This is a genomic window from Tateyamaria omphalii, assembly GCF_014651375.1.
Classification (GTDB): Bacteria; Pseudomonadota; Alphaproteobacteria; order Rhodobacterales; family Rhodobacteraceae; genus Tateyamaria; species Tateyamaria omphalii.
On the sequence record NZ_BMWT01000004.1, the window covers coordinates 456,506 to 479,735 of the forward strand.

Genomic DNA, 23,230 nt, shown 5'->3' on the forward strand with positions numbered 1-23,230 from the left:
CCTCGGTGTGCTTTGATCAGGCGATGAAGTCGTCGTCGGAGAAGTCGCTGCTGTTGACCCCTTCGAGGCGCACGGAGGCGTCCGAAGAGAAGGTCAGCAGGGCGTCGACGCCGTCTTGCGACACAACGAGGCTCTCGGCGAAGTCCGGGCCGAAGTCAGAGAAGTCCAACCGGTCAACGCCAACTTCAAAGTCGCCGACCGTGTCGTTGCCGAACAATCCTTCGAAGGTGAAGGTGTCGGAGCCTTCGCCGCCGAGCAGCAGGTCGTCCCCTTGGCCACCGTTCAGCAGGTCATCACCGTCTTCACCCGACAGGGTGTTGTCGGCATTGGACCCGATGATGACGTCGCCATCGTCCGACCCGATCACGTTCTCGATCGAGCTGAGGATGTCGATTTCGACCACTTCGTCGATGGCATCCAGACCGGACACACCCGTGGGGGCATCTGCGTCAATGGTTGCACCAGCGTCCACCAGCGTGTCCTGCGCAATAGGACCGTTGATCCCGGCAGGTGCATTGTGCAGGTGGATGGCCGACACGACACCCGGAACCGGGGTCTGCAGGTCTGCTTCGTTCAGGCCCGTCACGGTCAATTCCGAAGAATAGACAACCTGGCCGGTGGCTTCGTCGACCGAGATGGTCAGTGTCGCCGTGCCTGTCGCATCGCTGTCGGAGGTCGGACCCGGTTCCTGGCTTGCGTCGAGTGTCGCCACCAGTTCGATGACACGCCCGTGCCCGTCGCCCTCATCGCTGACAACTTCGAACTGGCCACGGATTTCACCGCCGGGGAAGTCCGAGGTGTGGATGTTGTAGTACAGGTTCCCGGCAACGGCTTCTGCTACAAATCCGGCCGCGTCGTCGATGTTTTGGGTGGGCTGCAAAGAGGCACCGACCGCAACATTTTCGACTGAGACCGTGAACCCGGTTTCGCGAGTGGCGGTTCCGTTTCCGTTGGCCCCAAGGTTCACGGTCACCGCCACGTCCTGATCGGAGAAATCCGCCGTGTCGATGCCTTCGCCACCTTCGATGAAGTCGTTGCCAAGACCGCCGACAATCACGTTGTCGCCTTGTCCGGCAATCAGAACGTCATCGCCTGTACCACCGTCGAGAACACCGTTGATTTGACCAAGATCGACAACAATGTCTTCTCCGGCGCCCAAGAGCACGTTGCCGTTCACCACACCGTCGTCATCGTTGACGAAGGTAACGTCGCCCGCTTCGGTTGCGTCGATGGCGTTGACCGTACCGGTGATTTCACCTTCGTTCAGGATCGCACCCAGCAGGTTCAGACCACCGTCGATGCGGATACCGGCTGCGGCGTCGCTGTCTTCGGACCCGGCGATAACGCCTTCGTTCTGCACCAGACCGGCAAAGTTCGCGTCTTCCTGGTTGCTGAAGAGACGCAGGCCGTCACCGACAGTGTTGCCTTCGACCGCGTCACCGCGACCTTGCAGGATACCTTCGTTGAAGATGGCGGCTGACACAACATCACCGTCCACGTCGCCGGTTTGCAGCGACACGGCGGAACCGTTGTTGCCCAGTCCGGCATCTACAACACCGGTGTTGGTGAAGGTGTAGTTGTCGGCTGTACCGTCGGCATAGACCGTGCCGTTGCGTTGATCGCCGGTGCCCAAGATCGTGCCGGAGTTCACAACGTCCAGACCTTCACCATCGATGTTGACCGCACGGCTGTCCGACGACACCACACCGGAGTTCACAAAGGACCCGCCCGTGTGATCACCTGTGCCGAAGTAGACACCGTTCTGTACACCGGAGATTGTCCCAGCGTTGTTCAACTCACCTTTGAAGTCGATGCCGTTTACGACACGCACACCAGCAACAGTCCCGTTGGCACCTTCGGACGTGATGGCACCGGAGTTGTTGATGATGGCATCGGTGACGCCGACATTGCCAACGTTGCCGATCCGTATGCCATCGCCAGCCAGCGGTGTGCCCGCAGCTGCGTTTCCACGGCCTTGGATCGTTCCGGAGTTGTCGAGCGTGAAACTGTTCACCCCGTCAGCGGCGCCACCAATCTCGGCGCCAAAGCCGGAGCCTTGGTTATCGGCACCCGCGTCGATGGAGCCGCTGTTGACGACGGAAAAGTCATCTGCGGTGCCATCGGCATAGGCAGTACCATTGCGCTGGTCCGCTGTGCCAAGGATCGAACCGGAGTTTTCGACGCTCAGGCCCGTGCCATCGATGTTCAGTGCGCGGCTGTCCGAAGACACCACGCCGCCTGCTTCGTTCACGAACGAACCGCCCGAGTGGTCGCCCGTCCCGAAGTAGACACCGTTTTGAACACCAGCGATCAAGCCTGAGTTCGACAGCTCGCCCTGGAAGTTGATGCCATTGACGACGCGAACACCTGCGACCGTTCCATTGGCACCTTCGGAAAGAATCTCGCCCGAGTTGGTGATGGTGGCGTCGGTCGTGCCAGTGTTGCCAACATTGCCGATCCGCACACCGTCGCCTGCCGGGTTGTTGCCCGCTGGCGCGTTGCCACGGCCCTGAATGACACCATCATTGTCCAGCGTGAACGTGTTGGCACCATCCGCGGCACCGCCGATCTCGGCCCCAAAGCCGGAGCCTTGGTTGCCTTCACCGGCATCGATTGTTCCGCTTGCGAGGTTGCGGACGCTGAAGTCATCCGCCGTACCATCGGCGTAGACGGTGCCGTTGCGCTGGTCGTCTGTGCCCAGAATGTCGCCTGCGTTGGTCAGATCAACGCCGGTCCCATCGATGTTCACGGCGCGGCTTTCCGACTGGATTGTCCCGAAGTTCAGAACGTCAAGATCGTGCTCGGCCTCGCCGATATACAGACCATTGCGCACCCCTTCGATCACACCGGTGGATGTGTTCAGGATACGACCTTCGGCAGCGGCACCATCGGCGATCCGGATACCTGCCGCTGTGCCGTTATTGCTTTCGGACGAGATGAGACCCGAGTTCACGATGTCCGTGTCAGACACTGTGCCTTCCGCGCCGTTGTTGATGCGGATGCCGTCGCCCGCGCCGCCGGTGTTCGAGGCCGCTTGGCCGCGTCCTTGAATGGTGGCGCCAAAGCCGTTGAAAACGGAGTTCGATACCACGTCGCCCACTTCGTCACCCACCTGGAACGAAATGCCAGCGCCGTCGTTACCTTCGCCCGCATCAATTGTACCGCCCGTGAAGTTCGAAATGCCGACGTCTTCCGCTGTCGCGTTGGTGTAGATGGTACCGTTGCGCTGGTTATCGGTGCCGACAATGTCGCCAAAATTACGAACACTGATCCCTTCGCCTTCGATCTCCACCGCGCGGCTGTCGGACGAAATGACACCGCCGCGGAAGTTGTCGAGCGTGCCCGAACTGTTTGGACCGCTGAATTCAACACCATTCAGCTCGCCCGCAATGCTGCCAAAGTTGCGAATGTCGGCGCTGGATCCATCAGTCACTTCAATGCCCGTGGCGTCTGGGCCGTTGGCCTCAATGCTGCCTGTACGGAAGTTGAAGACCGACACGTCCTCGGCCTCGACCGAAACGGCGGACGGTGCGCCATTGGTTTCGACCTCGCCAAAGTTCAGGAACCGGGAAAGGTCGTTGTTCAGAACGAAAGCCGGGGTGTTGTCGACAACCGTACTTTGGAAAAAGCCGTTGGTCAGTGTCTGTCCGTCGCGAACAGTTTCCTGGGCCAGTGACGAGGTCGTCAGCAATCTGGCGCGCAGGCTTGCAAGTAGTTCGGAAAGCATGGGTGATCTCCGCTTGAGATTTGGTTGCTGCGAAGATCAGACCGAGACTGTGGCCTCTCCGCTGTTCAACCAAGTGCGGATGCGTGGATGTATTGGAAATTCCTGGTCCGAATAGCGTGTATAAGAATAAGAAATAGTCACGCTTATCGTGATGTGCGCGGCTCGAAGTTTGAACAAATTCAATAATTTGCGCTGAAGCCTGGTCGCACGCAAGTTAGTCGGTGACGACATTTCACGAAACTGTTTGCGGAGTTTATCGAGCAAGTCCGGGATAAGCGCACCGGAGATCCCAAGTCGACACGCATGGAGCGCGATAATGAACCGCACTAGATGAAGAGCGTCAGACCGACCATGGATACGATCAGAAACAAAACGGTCATAATCCCGCCGGAACGGACGAAATCCACAACGCGGTACCCGGCCGGACCCATGATGAGCGCATTGACTTGGTGTGTTGGGATCAGGAAGGAATTTGAGGTCGAAATCGCAACCGTTAATGCAAAGACTGCCGGATCCCCTCCAGCCGAGATCGCAATGGAGATCGCCAAGGGGACAAGCAAAACAGTCGCACCAACGTTCGACATTACGAGTGTGAAAATCGTCGCCAGCACCGCCAGACCAGCCTGTAGAGACCAAAGCGGCCAGCCATCCAGCAGGGACAAGATTTGATCAGCGATCCACGCTGCCGTTCCGGTGTTTTGTACCGCAATCCCCAACGGGATCAGCGAAGCCAGCAGAAAAACGGTACTCCAACTGACCGCATCGTAGGCTTCGTCAATCGACAGCACCCGCGACAAGATCATACCCACTGCACCTGCCAACAGACAAAGTGACAAAAGCAGGTCAGTGAACAAGATCAAACCGAGCGTCATCAAAAAGAAACCGAGCGCCCAGTTGACCTTGTGCGGACGCAACTCTTCCTGCGGGAAATCCGATGTCACAACGACGAAGTCCTGATCGGACTTGAGCCGAGTCAGGCGCTCCCATTGGACGTGGACAACCAGCGTGTCGCCTGCCTGGAGCTTTACTTCACCGATATGGGTGGCGACATGATCTTCGGTTTCAACATGGCTCAGCGTGTCTTCGCCGCGGTGGATTGCCAGAATGGACAGACCGTGGGTTTGACGCAGACGAAGTGCGATGGGCGACTGCCCGATGACGGTCGATCCCGGCGGAATGACGACTTCGGCGACGCCGGATTCTGTGGCGGCAAAATCATCAGCGAACACGTCCAGGCCCGGCAGAATTTCCAAACCGTAGGGGTCTGCAAACTCGTCATGCAACACCCGCCTCAGGCCCAGAACGGCCAGGCGCGCGGGTGCCTCAATTGTGGTGTCCGCCATTGGGGCGATGACCTTGTGACCCCGGTAAGACGTGCCAAGAATATAGATATGGTGCGCGACCATGATATCGGCCAAAGTCTGACCAATCAGGATTGACCCTTCGGGCACGCGCACTTCGAACATGTCAGCGCGCAGGCCATAGGTGTTCTCGACATATGTTTGCATCGACCGCGCGGCACCTGCGTCTTCGCCTCGCCCCCGCCGACCGGGCAAGATCCATCGGCCCAGAAACACAAAGTAGAGAACACCAGTCAGGACCAACATCACGCCGATGGGCGTGACCGAAAACAGGCCGAATGGCTCCATCTGCTGATCGGCTGGCAAGGTGGGGTTCGCAGCGATGAGCAAATCGTTCAACAAGATCAGCGGAGAGGACCCGACCATAGTGATGGTTCCGCCAAGGATCGCACAGAACCCCATTGGCATGGCCAAACGGCTCATGGGTATTTCTGTCCGGGCGGATATGCGGCTGATGACGGGCAGGAACAAGGCTGCCGCACCGACGTTCTGCATAAAAGAACTGATAACACCGACAGTGCCCGAAACGATCGGGATAATCCGCGGCTCGGTCGTGCCGCCGCGTTTCAATATCAGCGTGGCAACTTTGGACATAAGGCCAGTCTTATCCAGCCCGGCCCCAATAATCATAACAGCGACGATCGAGATGACCGCGTTCGAAGAAAACCCCGAAAAAAGCTCGGCTCGGTTTGAGAGGCTTTCCAGCCCGGGTAAAGTGCTTAATCCGCCCAAGATCACCATGACAAGGATTGCGGCCAAGTCGATGCGAATGATCTCGGAGACAAACAGAAATACAGTGAAACACAGCAGCCCTAAGACTACCATCATTTCCAACGTCAGAACCGTCGCTTCCATCGTTTCTCCCCGCTTCCCAGCTTAGCGGCGGTTTCACGATACGCATAGGTCCAGTCCTGCCCTTGTTTTCGGCCAGCGGTCAGTTTCAGAATGCCATTCTTCGCCCAACGGCAGTGAAAGCAATCGCTATCGATGCTCTTCTACTGAGATTGTGATTATTCTTGTCAACGAAGCGTGGATGATCACTTGGCTCTTTCTGGTTGCCGAACTGCCGCGCAATACCATTGCGTTGAACTCTGCGATCGGTAGTCAGTGGTGCGTGAACGGACTTGCTGCGGTTGTTCCGATATCTGTTTCCAAACCCATATCAGCGGAGTCTGCAATCTGACCAAATTGCTGTTTTTTGCCCAAACCGGATATTGATCTCTGGCCTACGCTGGTCGATCAGCCGCACAACCGAACGCATGAGATTCAATGCCAATTTCCACAATCGCAGCTATTTCAATTCGCCAGACTTGCGTGTGAACTGCCGCCTCAGGATTTCGCCAAAAGCGTGAGCGGCTTGCTCTGTCACCTGTGGCGCCGCCACGAAGTACCCAAACTCCAGGGTTAGTTTCTGCTCCCACGGAACCAATACAATACCCTCCGAGAGTTCGGGGTCGAGTGATACAGGATCGGCGAAAGCGAAGCCAAGACCCTGATGCACCAGCCGATAGGCTGCAGTACCGACAGAGACTTCATATGTGGGTTCGTCCAGCCCGGTGACCTTGCGATCAATGAGACGGCGCAGCACAGTTGAGTCATCAAGCGCAATGTAAGGGACGCCACGCAAGTCTTGCACTCCGATGGAACTTTGCGATGTGAGGTGGTGTCCATGGGCCAGCGCAACGCAAAGGGTGGTTGCTCCCAGCCGCACGGCGTCTGGCTTATCCACGGGCAAAGGTAGCGCCGAAACACATAAATCAAACCGCTGGTGCAGGATTCGGCGCCCCAAATCCCGCCGCAGCATGACCTCCAGTTTCACCGGTTGCTCGGGGTGTGTTGCGGCAAACTCAGCGATGGCCGGAAGAACGAGGCCATTCGCAATCCGTGTTTGGGATACGATGCGGAGCGGGCTGCGAACATCCCTTTTCATCTGGCCGAAAACCGCAGGCAAATCATCGATCTGTGCAAGGAGACTCAGTGCCTCAGGATAGAAGGTTTCGGCCTGTGGCGTCGGGATCAGCCGCTTCTGGTCACGACTGAATAAGCTGACATCAAATTCCTGTTCCAAGAGGCCGAGTTGCCGACTCGCGGCGGATTGGCTGAGGTGCATGCGGGCCGCAGCTCGTGCAAGGGTGCCTTCTTCCATGACGTACACGAAGATGCGCAGGGAACGAATATTCATGGTTCGATTTTTTCGATTTATAGATGCATTAATTGCGTTTTTTATACTTTATTCCATTTGCTAAGTTCCAGCGAGACTTTGAGCGACGCCACCAAAAATGTGCGCCGACGTCTGTGGGAGGACATCATGAAAAGACGCGACTTCATCAAAACCGGCTTGTCGGCCTCTGCCATTCTGGCAACGAGTCCTGCACTGGCTGAATGGGTGCCACGACGCCCGATCAACGCGATTCTGCCGTATTCGGCGGGTGGTGGTACGGATGCCTTGGCGCGTGCGGCGATGGCGTCTGCCGACGGCATCCTTCCGGTGCCGCTTGTGATCGTGAATAAGCCGGGGTCTTCTGGCATAACTGGGGCAACCGAAGCAGCCGCAGCAAGACCTGACGGCAACACGGTCATGGTGACCTCTTCGGGGTCCTTCCTGCTCACCTCGATGCTGCGCGACACCGATGTAAATCCCTTCGACAGCTTTGAGATCATTGCGCAGATCGGCAACCTGACCCCGGCGGTGATCGTACCGGCCAACAGCCCGTTCCAGAGCGTGCAGGATCTGGTCGATGCAGCCAAGGCCAACCCCGGATCGCTGCGTTGGGCGCACAACGGACGTGGTGGGTTCCATCAGGTCGCGGGCCAAAGCTTCCTTAATCGCAACGATCTCGAAGCGCAGGATGTGCCGTTCAAAGGCGGTGGCCCGACACGTGCTGCCGTAATCGGCGAGCAAGTCGATTTCGCCTTTGTCGGCATTCAACAGGCTGCCGGGTTCGAAAACGAACTCAGGGTGCTGGCGCTTGCTGCGCCGGAGCGTGACGCGATCCGCGACGATGTACCAACACTTGCTGAACTGGGCTTCGACTATGTTGCCGTTTCATCGCCCATTGTGTTCTTTGCACCAAAGGGAACAGACCCTGAGATCATCAGCGGCATGGAAGCCGCATTGAAGGCCATCACGGAAACCGATCAGTTTGCGGATCTGATGCGCGAACGCGGCAACGTTCCTGCGTTTCTGAGCGGGGCGGAGACGACCGCGCGTCTGCGTCAGATGCAGAAAGAGACCCAACCGGTGATCGACGCTCTTAAGTCGCAAGGCTAGGGCGATGTCCACTAAGGTCGCTCCCGTCTCGCGGGCCGTCGGCGTGGCGCTGATCCTTGTCGGGATCGGCGCCATCGTGGCAAGTTTGAGTATCGGGTTGGATCAATTCGGGCGTTGGGGCGCGCGATACTTTCCGCTCGGAGGTTCGATCGCCCTGTTTTTGCTCGGTATCGCCGAATTCTGGGGCGCAAAGCCGTCTCAGCCAATGGATCGGCACCATCTTCCAGCCATCGGCGTGCTTCTGGTGCTCTCCGTTGTCTATGTCTGGTCGATCTCGGTCATTGGATACTTGGTCAGTACAGCATTGGCGGCGCCGCTTGCGCTCTATCTCTTCGGCGTTCGCAATCCGATTGGACTGATCGTCGCCGCCGTGCTGTGTCCAGCTGTCTATCACGGTATTTTTTTTGTCGCACTGGGGGTGTTCCCTCCACTTGGTCAGTGGTTCGACCTACTTGATGTGATCGGAGGCTATTGAGCGATGGATATCTTCGCAGGTCTTGCCACAGTGTTAGGCGACCCGATCCTCCTGGCCTGGGTGTTCCTGGCGGCTCTTGTTGGTATGATCGTCGGCGCTATTCCTGGCCTGACGGCCTCCGCCGCTATCGCGATGCTGTTGCCACTCACGTTTTACATGGAGCCACTACCGGCGCTGGCGTTCCTCTATGTCATCGGAAAGTCGGGGCGCTACGGCGGCTCAATCGCCGCGATCTTGTTCAACACACCGGGCACGGCCGCCTCCGCGGCGACGCAGTTGGATGGCTATCCCCTGGCTCGACAAGGAAAAGCCAGCAAGGCGATGAAAGTCGCGACGATCTCTTCGGTGATTGGTGACGTCACCGGCGAACTCCTGTTGATCATGGGCGTCGCATGGATCGCCGCCATTGCGCTGAGGCTCGGCCCGCCGGAATTGTTTGCGATCTACTTCGCGGCTTTCATCGTCATTGGCTCGGTCATCGGTAAATCCGTGACACGGGGCTTGGCTTCGGCGGCACTTGGCATCCTTGCAGCGATGATCGGACTGGATCCGATCAGTTCGACCGAGCGCTTCACCTTCGGTAGTTTCGATCTGACCAACGGTATCTCGCTGGTGCCGTTGATGATCGGCATCTTCGTTTTGGGGGAGGTCTTTAAGCAGATCGAGGAACGCGGGACCAGGGCAGAAATAATGCCGACGGATGATACTGACGCTGCGCGCAACGGCTTGACCTGGATCGAATACAAACCCTGTCTTCCGCACGTTGTCCGGTCGTCCTTCATCGGGTCTTTCATTGGCATGCTGCCGGGGTTGGGGTCGGCCATAGCGGCCTTTGTTGCATATGGAGAGGGCAAACGGCGGGCGAAGAACCCGCATGACTGGGGCAAGGGCGCGCTCGAAGGGATCGCGGCACCGGAGGCTGCGAACAATGCCGTCAGCGGGCCGTCCATGGCGCCGCTACTCACGCTTGGCATTCCTGGCTCGACCATCGGCGCGATCCTGATCGGGGTGTTCCTGATTCACGGAATCCAGATCGGCCCAACGATGTTTCTAACCAGCCGCGAGCTGGTCTTTGCACTGTTCGCCTGCGGACTGATCGGTATCGTGATGTATGGTGTGATCGGCTACTATGGAGCCGCCTACGTCGGACGGTTCATCACGCGCATTCCGACACAGGTACTCTATCCCATTATCTTTCTTACTTCGTTCGTGGCGGCCTACACCTCGCGTGGCAACCTGTTCGATGTCTATGTGATGGTGGCTGCTGGCTTTGCCGGGTGGGCGATGCACAAGTTGCAGTTCAATCCCGCCGCCTTCGTCATTTCCTTTGTGTTGGCCGGAGGAGCCGAAGAGGCGTTTCGACAGGCCTTGTTGCTCAGTGATACCGGGTTGATGATCTTTGTCACTCGGCCGATCGCGTTGGCTTTTATTCTGATCGGGATTGCCGCGATGGTCGCGCGGGTGCGCAGCGTGAACAAACAGGCGCGCGCAGTTGCGCTGAGGGATGCGTGATGCATGCACCTTTAAAAGGCATTCGGGTGATCGACTGGACCCATGTTCTCGCTGGACCAGCCTGCGCCTACTATCTCGGTCAGATGGGGGCCGAGGTCATCAAAATCGAGCGGCCGGGTCGTGGGGATGCAATGCGTTACCGGGGTGGCAGTGACCACAACCGCGTGTCTGCTGGAATGAGCACCGCATTCATGACGCAGGGAGCAGGAAAACGCTATCTGGCCGTGGATCTGGACAGTCCCGCAGGCCGCGAAGTTTTCGAACGGTTGCTATGCTCGGCAGATGTACTGGTCGAGAACCATCGCCCCTTAACCCTGGAGCGACTGAAACTTACGGAGCGTCATACGCGGGCGATCAACTCCCGGTTAATTCATTGTGCGATGACGGGTTACGGTCGTAATAACGCAATGTCGGATTCACCGGCCTATGACGTCAATATTCAAGCGATCAGCGGCTTGATGGCGCTTACCGGGACCGCAGACACAGGACCAATCCGAACTGGTGCGCCTATCATAGATTATGCCACAGGGCTGGCCGGAGCCTTGGGTGTCATGTCTTCTCTGATGATGCGCAGCCAGACAGGTGATGGTGGTTTCGTCGATGTGTCCATGCTGGAGACTGCATTTGCACTAATGTCGTCCACAATAACCGACTACAGCCTTACTGGGACCAACCCGCGACCACGTGGGAATGCGGCCAACAGCCGATCGCCATCTGCCGGGACGTTCCCCTGTCTGGATGGGCATATCAGTCTTGGCGTGAACGAAGAGGCTCAATTTCATGCGCTTGCCAATGCCGTTGGCAAAGCGGATTGGCTCAGAAACCCGGATTTTGCGTCACCCGAGGCGCGCAACGTGAACCGATCGGCGCTTGTCGGTGAACTGTCTGCGGTCTTGCTAACAAAATCTGCTTCCGACTGGGAAGATATGCTGTTGGCGGTCGGTGTACCTTGTGCGCGATTGCGCCAGTTGCCCGAGGCGCTTGATCTGCCGCCTGCGTTGGAGCGGCGCTTTGCGACACGCGGTCCGGCCGGATACCCAGGGTTACCCTATATGGCAGGCACAGAGGCACCAGACGCTGCGCCGCGTGAATTGGGGGCGGATACGCGGTCAGTCTTAATTGAGCTTGGTTTTGGTGATGCGGAGATCAATGAAATGCTGATTGGAGGCGTTGTTGGAGAGAGTAATAACATCTGACGCAGACATTCGTGCGTCGTGCAGCCTCAGTCAGTATGGGCTCACTGCTAACCTTCGTCGCGTCTCGTTTCAACGCCGTCCCCCAGCCCAAACCGGCTATTCGTTTTGTGAGGTGACAGGTCCTGCCTCTAGCACGTCGGGCGGAAACCGGTCCTTCGCTGCTTTTGCAAACACAACAGAGTCTAGGCACGAAAGCGATCATCCAGTCGCAACATATAGTTGTGCTCGCATCGCATAAGAGTCTATCGTACAGCGGATATCTAGGCCATTTCCTAGGTCGTATACCCATATTTAGCGCATTTTTGGTGACAATGAACCAAGTAACAACTCTTCTGAATCTACTGTCATCAGAGATCAACAGCGAAAAACGGCAAGAGATGACGAAATTCATCGGTGACTTATACACCTATGTTCATACTCGCGATCCTAACGATCCTGACGATCTGGATACCAAACTTACTTCTTCCAATCGAACAGAAGAGCTTCTGATCGCACCGGCCGCACTTGAACAGTTCGAGATGCTCTTGGAGACCTATCAACACTTCCCTTCTGGGCAGAAGTTATTGGGACTTTTCTTAGCGCAAATTCATGATGTCTTTTGCTACCAGATCGTCCACAAGGGTATTGCAGACGACGAAATCGACAGCATTATTCAATCCAAAATAGTAGATAAAATCATCGCTGACATGGGGCTTGGTTTCGAACACTTCACTTTGACACGACGCCACGTGCGCGGCATGATCTACTTCTTGGCTGATAAGTGTTTTGTTAGATGGGATAGCAAATGTTCAGCCTAACGTATTCTGCTGCTTATGATCCCTATCATACCGTTTTTCGTTTTGTGGCGTTGTTTGAACACGTTGAGGAGGGCAGCGTGGTCGATTTTGAGAGTTTGAGGATTGCAGATTTTTATCATGCATTTCCTTGGCTTCTGAGAGATTTTTCAGCGTATGCTAAGATGCCCGGCTTCCTTAAAGACAAGAACGCTATCGTCAAGAAGTACCCACAAACAAGGTTTGACAGGCTGCCAGACAAAAGACTGGTTTTCCGTCGAATGCTTGCCTCACAGTTCGCAGCTAGAACAGCTCTGGTTCAATCAGGCAGCTGGACCGCTTCCGAGGAGAGTATTGAGGCGGTCACACGTCCCGCTTTCAACAGCGAAATGATGGAAGCAATTAGACGATACAACTCTGAAAACAACACGCTATTAGGCTTCCTAGGCAACAAGCTAATCTCTGTACCAATATTTGGACCCGGCGGGCTTAAGGACCGCAGTGGTCTTGGAGAGTTCCGATATGACATCGTATGAACCATTCCTAAAGGTTAATCATCTTACCGTTTTTCGGGGTGAACACACCGTGTTTTCTGAGGCTTTTCATTCTGGCTTAAACATAATCAGCGGTGAGAACAGCTCCGGGAAGTCCAGCATTATGGATTTCTTATTTTTTGGTTTGGGCGGTGATTTGACAGAAAACCAATGGAGAGAGACTTCCTTGCTTTGTGATCGAGTGGTTCTTGGCGTGGAAATGAACGGGCATCACATATCGCTATCTCGTGAAATCGAACAGAAACGCATGAGGCCCATGGAAATCTTCTTTGGCGATCACGACACTGCTGTAACTGCGCCTCGACACCAGTGGAGTAAGTACCCGTATTCACGTGGAGGAGGAAGTAGCGATAAGGAGAGCTTCAGCCAAGTTCTCTTTAGACTTCTTGGGCTGCCTGAAGTGCGCATAGATGAACAGAATGTCAAAATTACAATGCATCAACTACTCCGCATTCTGTATTCGGATCAGCTGACATCCACTGAAAGAATCTTTAGATTTCAAACTCCGGACGACGCTGTTACACGTTCGACCATCGGTGATATTCTAATGGGCGCTTACAGCGACAAGTTCTATTCCGCTACGCTGCGGCTGAAGGATGCCCAGGACGAACAGAAGGACGTACATACGCGCATCCGAGCCTTGAGGGACAGATACCAGATAGACGGTCAACCACTGACGGAACAGTGGTTGGACGCTGAAACAAATAAGTTGAAGCATGAAATTGACATCATCGCTAACGAAATCGCTACGTTGGAAAATCAGATATTCTCTGAGCAATTTGACGATCGGCTTACGCTCAATGACCAAAAGGAAACTTATCGTCGAGTTGTTAAGGCTCAGACAGAAATTGGTGCTATTTCGGAACAACTGAACGAGGTGGAGCTGGAAATTTCTGAGGCAGGAGACTTCATCAAAGCGATGGAGCGCAAGGTCAATGACCTGACAAATGCCAGCACTGTCGTGCAAGAGTTCGAATATCTTGACTTTGATATGTGCCCCGCTTGCATGGGTATCGTAGAAAACCATCAAGTTGATGGCGGTTGTTCGCTTTGTAAGCAGCCGTTCCAACAGCAAACTGTTGTTGATAGGTCTGCAAAAATGTTGAACGAAGCAATCCGGCAAAGAGATCGCTCTTTCGCAATTCAGAAAGATCGTAAAGCAACGCGCGACAAACTGGCAGCTGAGTTGCAAGAAAAGAAGTTGCAATGGGAAGATGCAAGTCGATATTATACGATCTCTTTACGAACGCCGACTTCTTCGCTTCGGTCCGAACTGCGAGACTTGAACCGGCAATCAGGGTACAAGCACCGGCAATTGGAGGAAATTTCTTCAAAAAGAAATATAGTTGAGGAGATGAAACTTCTGGAGAGCCAGAGAGTCCAACTGGTTTCCGAAATCGAAGCTCTGTCTGCTGCCATTGAAAGTGAGAAGCAGCGAAACATAGATCGGAAGTCACACGCTAGAAGCATGATTGAAAACGTGGTCCTTGAGTTCCTGCACCGTGATCTTGAAAGACAATCTACATTCAAATTAGCTGATAGAGTTTCATTTGATTTTGAGGGTGATAGGCTCGCCGTGAACGATGAAAGCTTCTTCTCGGCCAGTTCGATGGTATATCTGAGAAATAGCTTTTTGGCTGCATTTCATTTTGCGGCTGCCACCGATCCAGGCTTTGGTCACCCACGATTTCTCCTTATGGATACGATCGAGGATAAGGGAATGGAGCAGGATCGGAGCAGGCACTTCCAAATGCTGCTAGCCGAAAAATCAAGGGAAGCGAACTCAGAGCATCAGCTAATCATCGCAACGTCAATGATCGCCCCCGAGCTAGATAGCCCCGAGTTCGTGATTGGGAAGCACTATTCACATGAAAACCGAACACTCAACATAGTAGCACGCTAAGATGTTCGGACTGGAAAAAATGTTTCGAGTGACAGGGCAAGACGAAACATTCTTGCAGGAGAATGTGAATTGGATGCTTCTTCGCGGGTTTGGAGCCTCAAAGGTCGCTTCCATATCGGTTCTGATGCCATTTGTCGGGTACATCATCCTGTATAATTCGGAATTGCAGGGTTTGTTTGGTGACTTTGGCGGGCTTCTCAGCCAGCAACCGGCAGGACGCAGTTGCCCCCAATATATTTCAAGCTTTCAAAGATTGAACCTGCTGTACTGTGGTCTTTTTGCTCTTGGAACGTCAGCTCTTGTCTTTAGGACTGCTGCACCCAGGGAACTCAAGCTTTACTCCGATAGCAATGACTTCATCGACCGGGAACGCAGTAATTTGTCTGCTAGACGAGTGCGTTCCATGTATCGGACCGTGAACTTTCGGAGGAACAGGATCGGTGAGGAGCTTTGCGATCGGGCGAGTTGGCTGACTGCGAACGTCCCCATCGCCAAAGCATCTGTCGAATTTGCCAACAACAAAAATGAAGATGTCGTCCTTGATCTTATGCGTACTTTCTTTCAGGCCCAAGATAGGCACTTCAGAAGGTGGGCCGTCTTTTTGTGTTTCTTTCTCTTAGTTAGTGGCGCTGTACTTTTGGCCATCCCTTCGGGAGCGTTCACGGTTCGGGTTCTTTGTACCGTGTTTTCCGGGGGTGGTGTGCAAGGCAGTACATAGTCTCAATTTCGGATGGCATAGGGCACCGGCGATACTCTACCACCCAACATGAGCTTCCACTCCTGGAAGTCATCCTCCTGCGACTGTAAACAGGATTATCAGACTGCGTTGCAGCAGTTTCGCAGAGCCGGGTTGAAGGCCCAGATACCGCAACTGCCACGAATGTCGGCAATGTGGGCTGCAAGCTTAGCATTCAAAGCCGCCGCTCAAAGTCAGCTTTGGGCCGTCCGCATCGTTGGATTCTCTGCCGATTTTCGGAGCAATCTGCCATACCGCAGTCGCAGCTTTCAGGCGCATAGGCGATGTAGGTGGCGTCAGTCTGTGTTTGTAGTCCATCTATATGAATTCTATAGCTCATATAAGCGCTTAAAGTTCGGCCAGGCGTCGTCGTCGATGCGCTTCTTGATCTCGGCCCGAGCAATACCGGTAGCTTGGAACGCTGCGTTCACCGATTTGTATATGACGCCATCGACAATGACTTGGATTTTTGCGGGCCGTCCATCCTTCGGTTGGACAAAATCCAAGTCGGGATCAGGGGATGAATACTCAGGTTCCGAAAGGCTTCTGCATTTCTTTTTGAGCGTGTTAATGTCAATTCCATCAGCTCGGCTAGCTTCTGATAGAGTATCATATGAGACACCGCGAATAGTCACAGGCACAGCAAGTTTGGCTAATGCCGCGTTCCTGTTGTGCTTCGTAACGCCTTCACCGATGCGATCCGGAAAGTTCGAAGACTTGAGCTGATAAATCAGAGTTCCGGGTTCAATACCGAGATGCCTAGCAGCTTCGCTCGCTGTGTCGAACTCCTCACCAGCGATCCACGTTCTCACGTGGTTCAAAGGGTTCCGAGCAGTTTTGGGAATCGTTCCAGTCGAATCCAAATAGTCTGGATAGTTGGTACTTCTAATCCGCACTGCGAAAGCTGCGGTCGAGATGTCTAAAGACTGGGCTGCAGCCTGATGGCTATGAAAGTCTTTGCCGTCAACGCGACACGGCTTGAAGCGACTTACTCTCGGACGTTGTCCTTCCTCGGTATAATAGTAGCCTGGCCAGCCGTAGTTGATGCGTTTGTAGATCCTTCTGAATGGCTCGCCAGTTGTCTCAGCGGCCGCTGAAAGTGACTCAAATTCGCCTTCTGGAACACGTACGCGCTTTTTATAGCGGAAAAGCAGGCCCTCTTCTGTGGGTTGCTGACCTTCGTCTTGAAAGAAATGACCAGGCCAGCCAAATCTTATCCTCTGCGCCAGTGCGCCTCCCGTCACACCGGTAGCATCTTCGGCTTCAGTCAAGCTTCCATAGGATATTCCCTCGATAACCACCGGGCGGGCAGAAGCGCTCTCTCCACCGCGTTTAGCAATGTGACCTCGGGTTCCATCCCCGCCGTCAGTTCGATTTGCCAAAGGGCCCGCACCAAGATCCTTCCGCCCAATTAGGTCGATCAATTCTGCTTCGGCGTCATATGCATCCTCCTCAATGCCGAATGTGTCAGCAATCGATGTAAATACTTCGACCCCGTGAGCTTTGTGACGCTTAAGGATGTTCCATTTGCGGCTGTTATTGTTTTCGGATGGTGCGGTGTGTTGCGCCGCTCGTCGATTGACTCCCTTCCCAACGTAAAAGGGAACAGGTTTTCCCAAATCGCTTCGCCACAGAATGTAGGTGTAGTACTTACGTTCATTCAAAGCACCTCGGATCTGAAACAGCTGGTTGAACTCGAGCCTCGTCAATAACTTCGCGTCCAGGACCATCACCCAGTCTATTTTCAACCATTCTAGGTGATGTGGCTTCAACTCCGACATGGTGTCCGCTTGGTCTTGTTCGCTAAGTGTTTACAGGAATGTTTTCCGTTAAGCCCTGATCAGCAACCATAGCACTTCAAGATGCTAACGTCCGCAATGCGTGCTGCAACCGCAGCATCTGCCGAACGGGTTCAAAGTCTCCTTTGGGCCGCCAGTGAAGGCGACCCGAAGTTGCTAGATTTCAATGGCTTCGGCGATGGCCAGGGCATCCTCAAGTTCGACGCCGAGGTATCTGACCGTGCTGTCCATCTTGGTGTGGCCTAGCAGGAGCTGCACAGCACGTAGATTGCCCGTCTTCCTGTATATCTGAGTAACTTTGGTCCGTCGCATCGAATGGGTCCCATAGGCGCTTGCTTCCAGTCCGATCGATGTGACCCAATCCCGGACGATCCGCGCATACTGGCGTGTAGAGATGTGCAACCGCTCGTGGAAGCGGCCTGGCCAAAGATACTCGGATCCAACCATCAGCTCGTCTTCCATCCACTTCTCTACCGAAGCGCGGGTACCTTCCGAAATCTCGAAGCGTACCGGTTTCTGGGTTTTGCTTTGCAGAACGGACGCGCGCTCTTTGATTTGACCCGAAGCCATCACGTCTACGACCTTCATCTTAACCAGGTCGCAACCTCGGAGTTTGCTGTCGATTGCCATATTGAATAGCGCCAGATCGCGATGGTTCTCAGCAAGCTCCAGTCGTACACGGATCGCCCAGACATGCTTTGGTTTGAGCGGGCGTTTCTGACCAACTATACGGCCCTTGTTCCAGGCAGGGCGAAGCGCGCGAATGGCAGGTAAGTTTGGTGTTTCCATGACTGATCCTCCGATCCGCCTTTCCCTCCCAAAACGACAACCCAACGCTGACACGGCAACTTAACATCAGAGTTCAATTCCTCAGAATTGCCAGTTAGCACCGCACCGTTCGGCACATTTCCAAAAAAATAACTGCAAATTGTGAAGATCAGCGTATCTCCATCAGAGGCTGGTTATGGCGCTTGATATACCTTTTGTTCGTTTCCTTCGTTCTGGCGGCAAATCATAATTCACGGTCAGTCTACATCGACTGAACCGAGCGCCTGAGCGGAAGGATACATCCTTCAATCTGGAACCGCAGTTCCAGAGATTTCTGGAGCTTCTGGAAGACGTCGATGCGGACAATGCTGCGTTTCTGGGTGACCGTTTGGGCGACGCTGACGGTTACAATGCAGGGCCTCTGAAGCAGCGTTTCTATGATGAATTTGAGACCCGCCTTATCGCGACGCTGGCTGTCTATGACCGCGAAGGCCGTGACAGAGCCGAGATAGCATCGCTGATCGAAGTGGACATCGCAGCGACCGAAGCCTGGTTGTTGCGGCGATTTAAGAACGAATTGAATGAGACGCGACAACGGGCAGCGGGGGTCACGCATTACATCTGGCGATCTGCTGACGATTCAAAGGTCAGGTCCAGCCATGCCGAACGGGATGACCGCGTTTTTCCGTGGGATCACGGATTTCCGGATGGTTTGCCGGGTGAAGCGCATAACTGCCGGTGCTACGCGGAACCTGCCATCGTCAATGGCCAGATTATTCTGACAGGCCCTCCGGTGTCGCCGGACCTGGCGGATCGCATATCGGAAGCACAAGGCAGGGGACTTGCGCGCGCCGGTGAGGACGCATTGGTTGGCACCGTCACCGGCCTCTACGATCTGCTTCGATTTTCCTATCTCGGATATAGGCGTCTGTTTGGTGTCATCACGGAAGAGGAAGAACAGGAGCGGCTGACCGCGCGCCAGAATATCCTTGATGCGCTGGAGCGCCTGGCGGAACTGGACCGAGAAATGGCCGAGCAGATCGCTGAGGAAGCAGTCGCCTATTTCGAGGCGCAGCACGCAGAGCTCCGCTTGCTTGACCTTGAAGACCGCCTGGGCCTGACCAATGAAGAAGCCTTGCTGCGCGCCTATGAAGACGTAGCCCACCTCGATGCGTCAGTTCTTCTTGGTGGCACGGCGTTCACGGCGGGTGCGGCAAAGCTCGGGATCAATCTAACCCGCCTGCGACCAACTGCGGCTCTGAATGCCTTGCGTGCCGGTCGCACGCGGTTGGACAATATGATCAACACGCGCCGCCGCGAGGTCGATACACTCGTTGCGAGCCGTTTTGCAGAGCTGGAGGCACAGGGGCACGGGCCACAACGGCACGAAGGAGCGGTGACACGCCAGATGCTTGAGGATCGGGTCATGCGTGGTTTCGATCCGATGACAGGAAGCAGGACAGATGGCGTGACCGGCGGCACTCATCCCTTGAGCGGCAGAGCAACAAGAATAACCAGCGAAGCAGATTTCGTTGTTGCTGAAGCGTTTATTCGTAGATCGTCAGAGTATCGGTCTTCAAGAGATGCGGCGTTTTCTCTGGTCGGCCGTGGTCGACCAAGATTTGAAGTTGTCCTACCTATCGAGGATATTTTTGGCCCTGACTATGTGAGCGCAGTCGAAGGGGTAAGAAGGTTAGGTAGTTTCAACAACCCCCAAGGAATCGTGCCGATTGATTTTAATGGTGGGCAGGTGAAAGCTGTCTATGAACTTACTCCAAACGGGGAGCCTGTTTTGGTTACACTATTTCCGATTGGGAGAACCTGATGACCCGAATTGATCTTAGGACCGAAGCGTGGCTGAAGGATATAGGGCTGTATTGCGGAGGCAACACATATGACCCAGGGAAACTACGACAGGTCATCGCAGAAAAATCCGAGTGGTCCGAACGCTTGAAACGCAACTTTGAGTACGTCCTAAACGCGCGACAGCTAAGTGCTTTGGACTACGAAGAGAAGGTCGATATTGAGTTTGCAAGTGACGACCAGCTCTACGGTTACCTTAAGCGGTTGTACGCTTATGTTTTTGAGGATGGCCCGTTCCCGGAATGGAATTGAAGGCATTGGCTCGTGACGAGAGCATGGCACTAGCCTAAGCGAATGTCCGCTATGCGGGATGCAACTGCACCATCTAAGGAGCCACTTCAACCACCGCATTGGGCCGCTTTTGGGAGCGGCCCGAAAATGCTAGATTTCAATGGCTTCGGCGATTGCGAGGGCATCCTCAAGTTCAACACCCAGGTACCTAACTGTACTGTTCATCTTGGTGTGGCCCAGCAAGAGCTGAACAGCACGCAGGTTGCCTGTCTTCTTGTAGATCTGGGTTACCTTTGTTCGCCTCACCGAATGCGTGCCATATGCACTCGCCTCTAGGCCGATTGAGGTGACCCAATCGCGAACAATCCGCGCATACTGGCGGGTGGAGATGTGCAAACGCTCGTGAAAGCGACCTGGCCAAAGGTACTCTGAGCCGACCATAAGTTCATCTTCCATCTACTTCTCGACAGAAGCTCTCGTGCCTTCGGTTATCTCAAAGCGCACGGGCTTCTGCGTTTTGCTTTGCAGGACAGAGGCGCGCTCTTTGATCTGACCTGATGCCATTACATCGACGACTTTCATCTTCACCAGGTCACAGCCGCGTAATTCACTGTCGATCGCCATATTGAACAGTGCGAGGTCGCGATGGTTTTCTGCCGTTCAAGTCGTACACGGATTGCCCAGACATGCTTTGGCTTCAGCGGCCGCTTCTGACCGACGATGCGGCCTTTGTTCCATGCAGGACGAAGTGCGCGAATTGCTGGTAAGTTTGGTGTTTCCATGACTGATCCTCTGATCCACCATGCCCTCCCACAACGACACCCCGATGTTGACGAGGCAGCATATCACGTGATTGCTGCGCTGCCTCCGAGGTCCGGTGTGAGCCCTTTTCGGACATTCTCACACAGTGGACTGGAAGTGTTGCGCGCGTCTTTCGGAAAGCCTATCTCACGCCGAAAGAAAGAAAATTCCCAAAAAATGGAGAGCAGCAGAATGTCTGCCAGTATCTCAAGCAGTATTAACGGCCTTTTCGTGGGCAAGGCCGAGAACCGTTGGGAAGGGCGGGCGCCCTCGGCCATCGGCAAATCGCTTGTTCCGGGTCCGCAAGAAATCGACCAGTTTGGATTCCTATAGGATGAACAAGCGGACCTACAGTACCGCGGCGGGGTTGATAAAGCCATTCATCACTACGCATCTGATCACTACCAAGCTTGGATATCTGAAGGCGAATTGCCAGTCGGAACAGTCCCGGCGGCGTTTGGTGAAAACATCGCAACACTCGGCATCACGGAGTGGGATGTTTGCATTGGTGACAAGTTACGCCTTGGTACGGCGGTTGTTCAAATCAGCCAGGGACGACAGCCATGTTGGAAAGTGAACGAACACATAAAAAACAAGAGGTTGGCTGCTCTTTTTCAAAAGACATCGCGCACGGGGTGGTACTACCGCGTATTGGAACCTGGTATTGCTTGCGTAGGCGATCATGTCACACTTCTTGAGCGAACCCAGCCGGATTGGAGCGTCGCGCGCGTCACGTCCCCCCGTCTCACCAAGCGTTTTTCGCCACATGATGCAGAGATACTGGCGGTACTGCCCGAACTCGCTGATGGATGGCAAACAGCCTTTGCAAAGATTGCAGAGGGCAACAGACAAGAAGATACGAGCGATAGGCTCGCCGGAAGCAGGATATAGCTGTGATCACAGACGCTCCTTTTTGTTAGCCTGACACTACATTGGATGGACGGTTAGCTAAAGGTCCGGTCTGAGCCCGGACCCACCATCATTGAATGATATCTTAACGAGCGAGATTCTCCTTGACCTCAAGTTAGGTTGAGATTCCAAGCTGACCCTGAACAGTTAATTCAGGGCTCACTCTCTTGGCATCACTCTGGATATTTGCAGCTATCGGAACAGCGGCGTGTTTCGCGGTTTCGAGCCTTCTTGCCTACGATGCCGCCAGGACCCTGGGTGCGCTGGTGTTCAGCTTTGTGCGAATGTCGATTGTTGCTACCGGCTTCGCTATACTGGTTCTTTTTTCGGGTTTTGATCCGTCTCTCGATGTCTTGGACATTTCGCTGCTGGTTGTGTCGGGCGTTTTAGGTGTCTTTCTTGCGGACACATTGCGTTACTCGTCATTGGCCCGCATTGGACCTTCCCTTCAATCGCTGCTGAACACGACTACTGCGCCATGTACGTTGGTACTTGGGTTTCTTGTTTTGGGGCAGGTCGTGAGCGAGCTTGCTTTGCTCGGCACAGCCATCGTATTCGGTGGTCTTGTCCTAGCCATTTTTGCGCGGAACTCAGATGCCTTAGCACGTTTTTCCGGAGAAAGCAGCAGCGTGGCGAGCGGCGTCCTTTTTGGGTTAGCATCAGCGCTCTCACAGGCAGGAAGCGTTCTCGTCGCATCACCCGTCATGCTTGACGGCGCTGATCTGATATCAGCGACGTTCGTTCGGTCTCTGGCCGGATCAGTCAGTTTGTTGCTTCCAATAGTACTGTCCGCGGAAAGGAAGGCGCAGATTAGGACAATGCCGAAACCTGTCGCGCGTCAGGTGTTCCTGAGCGCAGCGATTGGCACCGGGCTGGGAATGACCTTGCAACTCTACGCATTGGGAAGTGGTCCGGTTGGCGTCGTGGCCATGCTAACGGCAACGACCCCTTTGATCATCCTGCCCATGATCTGGATCCTTGGCAAAGCACGGCCTCCAGGGTTGGCCTGGATCGGCGCGATTTGCGCGGTTGCGGGGGTAGCGTTAATCGTCAATGCAGGATGATCGTGGACAGCTGCGCGGAAAATGAACGGCAAGAAAGTCCCGCGCGGGCGACGTTCAACGCTCCTTTTTGTCGACCCAAGGCTAGATCAGATTTGCACACAACCCAAGGTCTGCTCTGAGCCCAAAACCGGTGCTTGAGTTTCTTCGCTACGCGCGAACGCAGCATCAGTTCTTCTGTACCAGCAAAGTGATTTGCGCCGCTGTGCGGCCAACAAAGCGGGTATTTGAGCGCCATGGCTCTACAAAGATCAAGGATTCATTCATCGACTTGCCAAAGCAACCAAGGT

At 54.7% G+C, this 23,230-nt stretch carries 17 protein-coding genes and 2 pseudogenes; 13 read left to right on the plus strand and 6 right to left on the minus strand.

Annotated elements, in window-relative coordinates:
- Positions 1-16: 16 nt before the first annotated feature.
- The 3 genes from IE087_RS16190 to IE087_RS16200 all read right to left on the minus strand — a co-directional run bounded on the left by IE087_RS16190 (position 17) and on the right by IE087_RS16200 (position 7,270).
- A complete protein-coding gene (locus IE087_RS16190; protein WP_189370396.1) occupies positions 17-3,727 on the minus strand; it encodes a beta strand repeat-containing protein in 3,711 nt (1,236 codons plus the stop codon).
- A 326-nt stretch (positions 3,728-4,053) separates the two neighbouring features.
- Positions 4,054-5,943, minus strand: a complete 1,890-nt coding sequence (locus IE087_RS16195) for an SLC13 family permease (protein WP_189370397.1) — start codon at positions 5,941-5,943, stop codon at positions 4,054-4,056.
- A gap of 436 nt (positions 5,944-6,379) precedes the next feature.
- Complete coding sequence (locus tag IE087_RS16200; protein ID WP_189370398.1) at positions 6,380-7,270, minus strand: LysR family transcriptional regulator; 891 nt, start codon at positions 7,268-7,270, stop codon at positions 6,380-6,382.
- Between the two features lie 126 nt (positions 7,271-7,396).
- On the opposite strand from IE087_RS16200, the gene IE087_RS16205 reads away from it, so the two are divergent.
- The 8 genes from IE087_RS16205 (at position 7,397) to IE087_RS16240 (ending at position 15,490) form a co-directional block, all read left to right on the plus strand.
- Positions 7,397-8,359 carry a tripartite tricarboxylate transporter substrate binding protein gene (locus tag IE087_RS16205; protein ID WP_189370399.1) on the plus strand — a complete coding sequence of 321 codons (963 nt, stop codon included), beginning with the start codon at positions 7,397-7,399 and terminating at the stop codon, positions 8,357-8,359.
- 4 nt (positions 8,360-8,363) lie between these two features.
- Complete coding sequence (locus tag IE087_RS16210; RefSeq protein WP_189370400.1) at positions 8,364-8,834, plus strand: tripartite tricarboxylate transporter TctB family protein; 471 nt, start codon at positions 8,364-8,366, stop codon at positions 8,832-8,834.
- A 3-nt stretch (positions 8,835-8,837) separates the two neighbouring features.
- Complete coding sequence (locus IE087_RS16215; protein WP_189370401.1) at positions 8,838-10,346, plus strand: tripartite tricarboxylate transporter permease; 1,509 nt, start codon at positions 8,838-8,840, stop codon at positions 10,344-10,346.
- Positions 10,346-11,542, plus strand: a complete 1,197-nt coding sequence (locus IE087_RS16220) for a CaiB/BaiF CoA transferase family protein (RefSeq protein ID WP_189370402.1) — start codon at positions 10,346-10,348, stop codon at positions 11,540-11,542. The genes IE087_RS16215 and IE087_RS16220 overlap by 1 nt, the downstream gene beginning before the upstream one ends.
- Before the next feature lie 377 nt (positions 11,543-11,919).
- Complete coding sequence (locus IE087_RS16225) at positions 11,920-12,339, plus strand: ABC-three component system protein (protein WP_189370403.1); 420 nt, start codon at positions 11,920-11,922, stop codon at positions 12,337-12,339.
- Positions 12,327-12,851, plus strand: coding sequence for an ABC-three component system middle component 5 (locus IE087_RS16230; RefSeq protein WP_189370404.1), 525 nt, complete (start codon positions 12,327-12,329; stop codon positions 12,849-12,851). Before IE087_RS16225 ends, IE087_RS16230 begins: the two co-directional genes overlap by 13 nt.
- Entirely contained in the window at positions 12,838-14,772 is a 1,935-nt protein-coding gene (locus IE087_RS16235; RefSeq protein ID WP_189370405.1) for an AAA family ATPase, read from the plus strand. Before IE087_RS16230 ends, IE087_RS16235 begins: the two co-directional genes overlap by 14 nt.
- 1 nt (position 14,773) lies before the next feature.
- Positions 14,774-15,490: a hypothetical protein gene (locus IE087_RS16240; RefSeq protein WP_189370406.1), complete on the plus strand. Its 717-nt coding sequence runs from the start codon at positions 14,774-14,776 to the stop codon at positions 15,488-15,490.
- A gap of 347 nt (positions 15,491-15,837) precedes the next feature.
- Here IE087_RS16240 and IE087_RS16245 read toward each other — a convergent pair whose 3' ends face one another.
- On the minus strand, positions 15,838-17,289 hold the full coding sequence (locus IE087_RS16245) for a GIY-YIG nuclease family protein (RefSeq protein ID WP_189370407.1): 1,452 nt from the start codon (positions 17,287-17,289) through the stop codon (positions 15,838-15,840).
- A 174-nt stretch (positions 17,290-17,463) separates the two neighbouring features.
- Positions 17,464-18,096, minus strand: a complete 633-nt coding sequence (locus IE087_RS16250; RefSeq protein ID WP_189370408.1) for a tyrosine-type recombinase/integrase — start codon at positions 18,094-18,096, stop codon at positions 17,464-17,466.
- Between the two features lie 367 nt (positions 18,097-18,463).
- On the opposite strand from IE087_RS16250, the gene IE087_RS16255 reads away from it, so the two are divergent.
- Positions 18,464-19,900: a phage minor head protein gene (locus IE087_RS16255; protein ID WP_189370409.1), complete on the plus strand. Its 1,437-nt coding sequence runs from the start codon at positions 18,464-18,466 to the stop codon at positions 19,898-19,900.
- Positions 19,900-20,190 carry a hypothetical protein gene (locus IE087_RS16260; RefSeq protein WP_189370410.1) on the plus strand — a complete coding sequence of 97 codons (291 nt, stop codon included), beginning with the start codon at positions 19,900-19,902 and terminating at the stop codon, positions 20,188-20,190. The genes IE087_RS16255 and IE087_RS16260 overlap by 1 nt, the downstream gene beginning before the upstream one ends.
- A 129-nt stretch (positions 20,191-20,319) precedes the next feature.
- Here the strand turns inward: IE087_RS16260 and IE087_RS16265 are convergent.
- Positions 20,320-20,951 (minus strand): annotated as a pseudogene (locus IE087_RS16265) (tyrosine-type recombinase/integrase).
- A gap of 211 nt (positions 20,952-21,162) precedes the next feature.
- Between IE087_RS16265 and IE087_RS23580 the strand changes: the two are divergent.
- From IE087_RS23580 to IE087_RS16275, 3 genes and pseudogenes are all read left to right on the plus strand, one after another.
- Complete coding sequence (locus IE087_RS23580; protein ID WP_229801416.1) at positions 21,163-21,303, plus strand: hypothetical protein; 141 nt, start codon at positions 21,163-21,165, stop codon at positions 21,301-21,303.
- A 27-nt stretch (positions 21,304-21,330) separates the two neighbouring features.
- Positions 21,331-21,861, plus strand: a pseudogene (locus IE087_RS16270) (MOSC domain-containing protein); the annotation flags it as partial.
- 185 nt (positions 21,862-22,046) lie between these two features.
- Positions 22,047-22,943, plus strand: a complete 897-nt coding sequence (locus IE087_RS16275) for a DMT family transporter (protein WP_189370411.1) — start codon at positions 22,047-22,049, stop codon at positions 22,941-22,943.
- The last annotated feature ends 287 nt before the right edge of the window (positions 22,944-23,230 follow it).

What these genes read in the sequence shown, in the direction of transcription:
- IE087_RS16190 (WP_189370396.1), bottom strand. Translation starts at nt 3,727, where the DNA reads ATGCTTTCCGAACTACTTGCAAGCCTGCGCGCCAGATTGCTGACGACC.
- IE087_RS16195 (WP_189370397.1), bottom strand. Translation starts at nt 5,943, where the DNA reads ATGGAAGCGACGGTTCTGACGTTGGAAATGATGGTAGTCTTAGGGCTG.
- IE087_RS16200 (WP_189370398.1), bottom strand. Translation starts at nt 7,270, where the DNA reads ATGAATATTCGTTCCCTGCGCATCTTCGTGTACGTCATGGAAGAAGGC.
- IE087_RS16205 (WP_189370399.1), top strand. Translation starts at nt 7,397, where the DNA reads ATGAAAAGACGCGACTTCATCAAAACCGGCTTGTCGGCCTCTGCCATT.
- IE087_RS16210 (WP_189370400.1), top strand. Translation starts at nt 8,364, where the DNA reads ATGTCCACTAAGGTCGCTCCCGTCTCGCGGGCCGTCGGCGTGGCGCTG.
- IE087_RS16215 (WP_189370401.1), top strand. Translation starts at nt 8,838, where the DNA reads ATGGATATCTTCGCAGGTCTTGCCACAGTGTTAGGCGACCCGATCCTC.
- IE087_RS16220 (WP_189370402.1), top strand. Translation starts at nt 10,346, where the DNA reads ATGCATGCACCTTTAAAAGGCATTCGGGTGATCGACTGGACCCATGTT.
- IE087_RS16225 (WP_189370403.1), top strand. Translation starts at nt 11,920, where the DNA reads ATGACGAAATTCATCGGTGACTTATACACCTATGTTCATACTCGCGAT.
- IE087_RS16230 (WP_189370404.1), top strand. Translation starts at nt 12,327, where the DNA reads ATGTTCAGCCTAACGTATTCTGCTGCTTATGATCCCTATCATACCGTT.
- IE087_RS16235 (WP_189370405.1), top strand. Translation starts at nt 12,838, where the DNA reads ATGACATCGTATGAACCATTCCTAAAGGTTAATCATCTTACCGTTTTT.
- IE087_RS16240 (WP_189370406.1), top strand. Translation starts at nt 14,774, where the DNA reads ATGTTCGGACTGGAAAAAATGTTTCGAGTGACAGGGCAAGACGAAACA.
- IE087_RS16245 (WP_189370407.1), bottom strand. Translation starts at nt 17,289, where the DNA reads ATGTCGGAGTTGAAGCCACATCACCTAGAATGGTTGAAAATAGACTGG.
- IE087_RS16250 (WP_189370408.1), bottom strand. Translation starts at nt 18,096, where the DNA reads ATGGAAACACCAAACTTACCTGCCATTCGCGCGCTTCGCCCTGCCTGG.
- IE087_RS16260 (WP_189370410.1), top strand. Translation starts at nt 19,900, where the DNA reads ATGACCCGAATTGATCTTAGGACCGAAGCGTGGCTGAAGGATATAGGG.
- IE087_RS23580 (WP_229801416.1), top strand. Translation starts at nt 21,163, where the DNA reads ATGTCTGCCAGTATCTCAAGCAGTATTAACGGCCTTTTCGTGGGCAAG.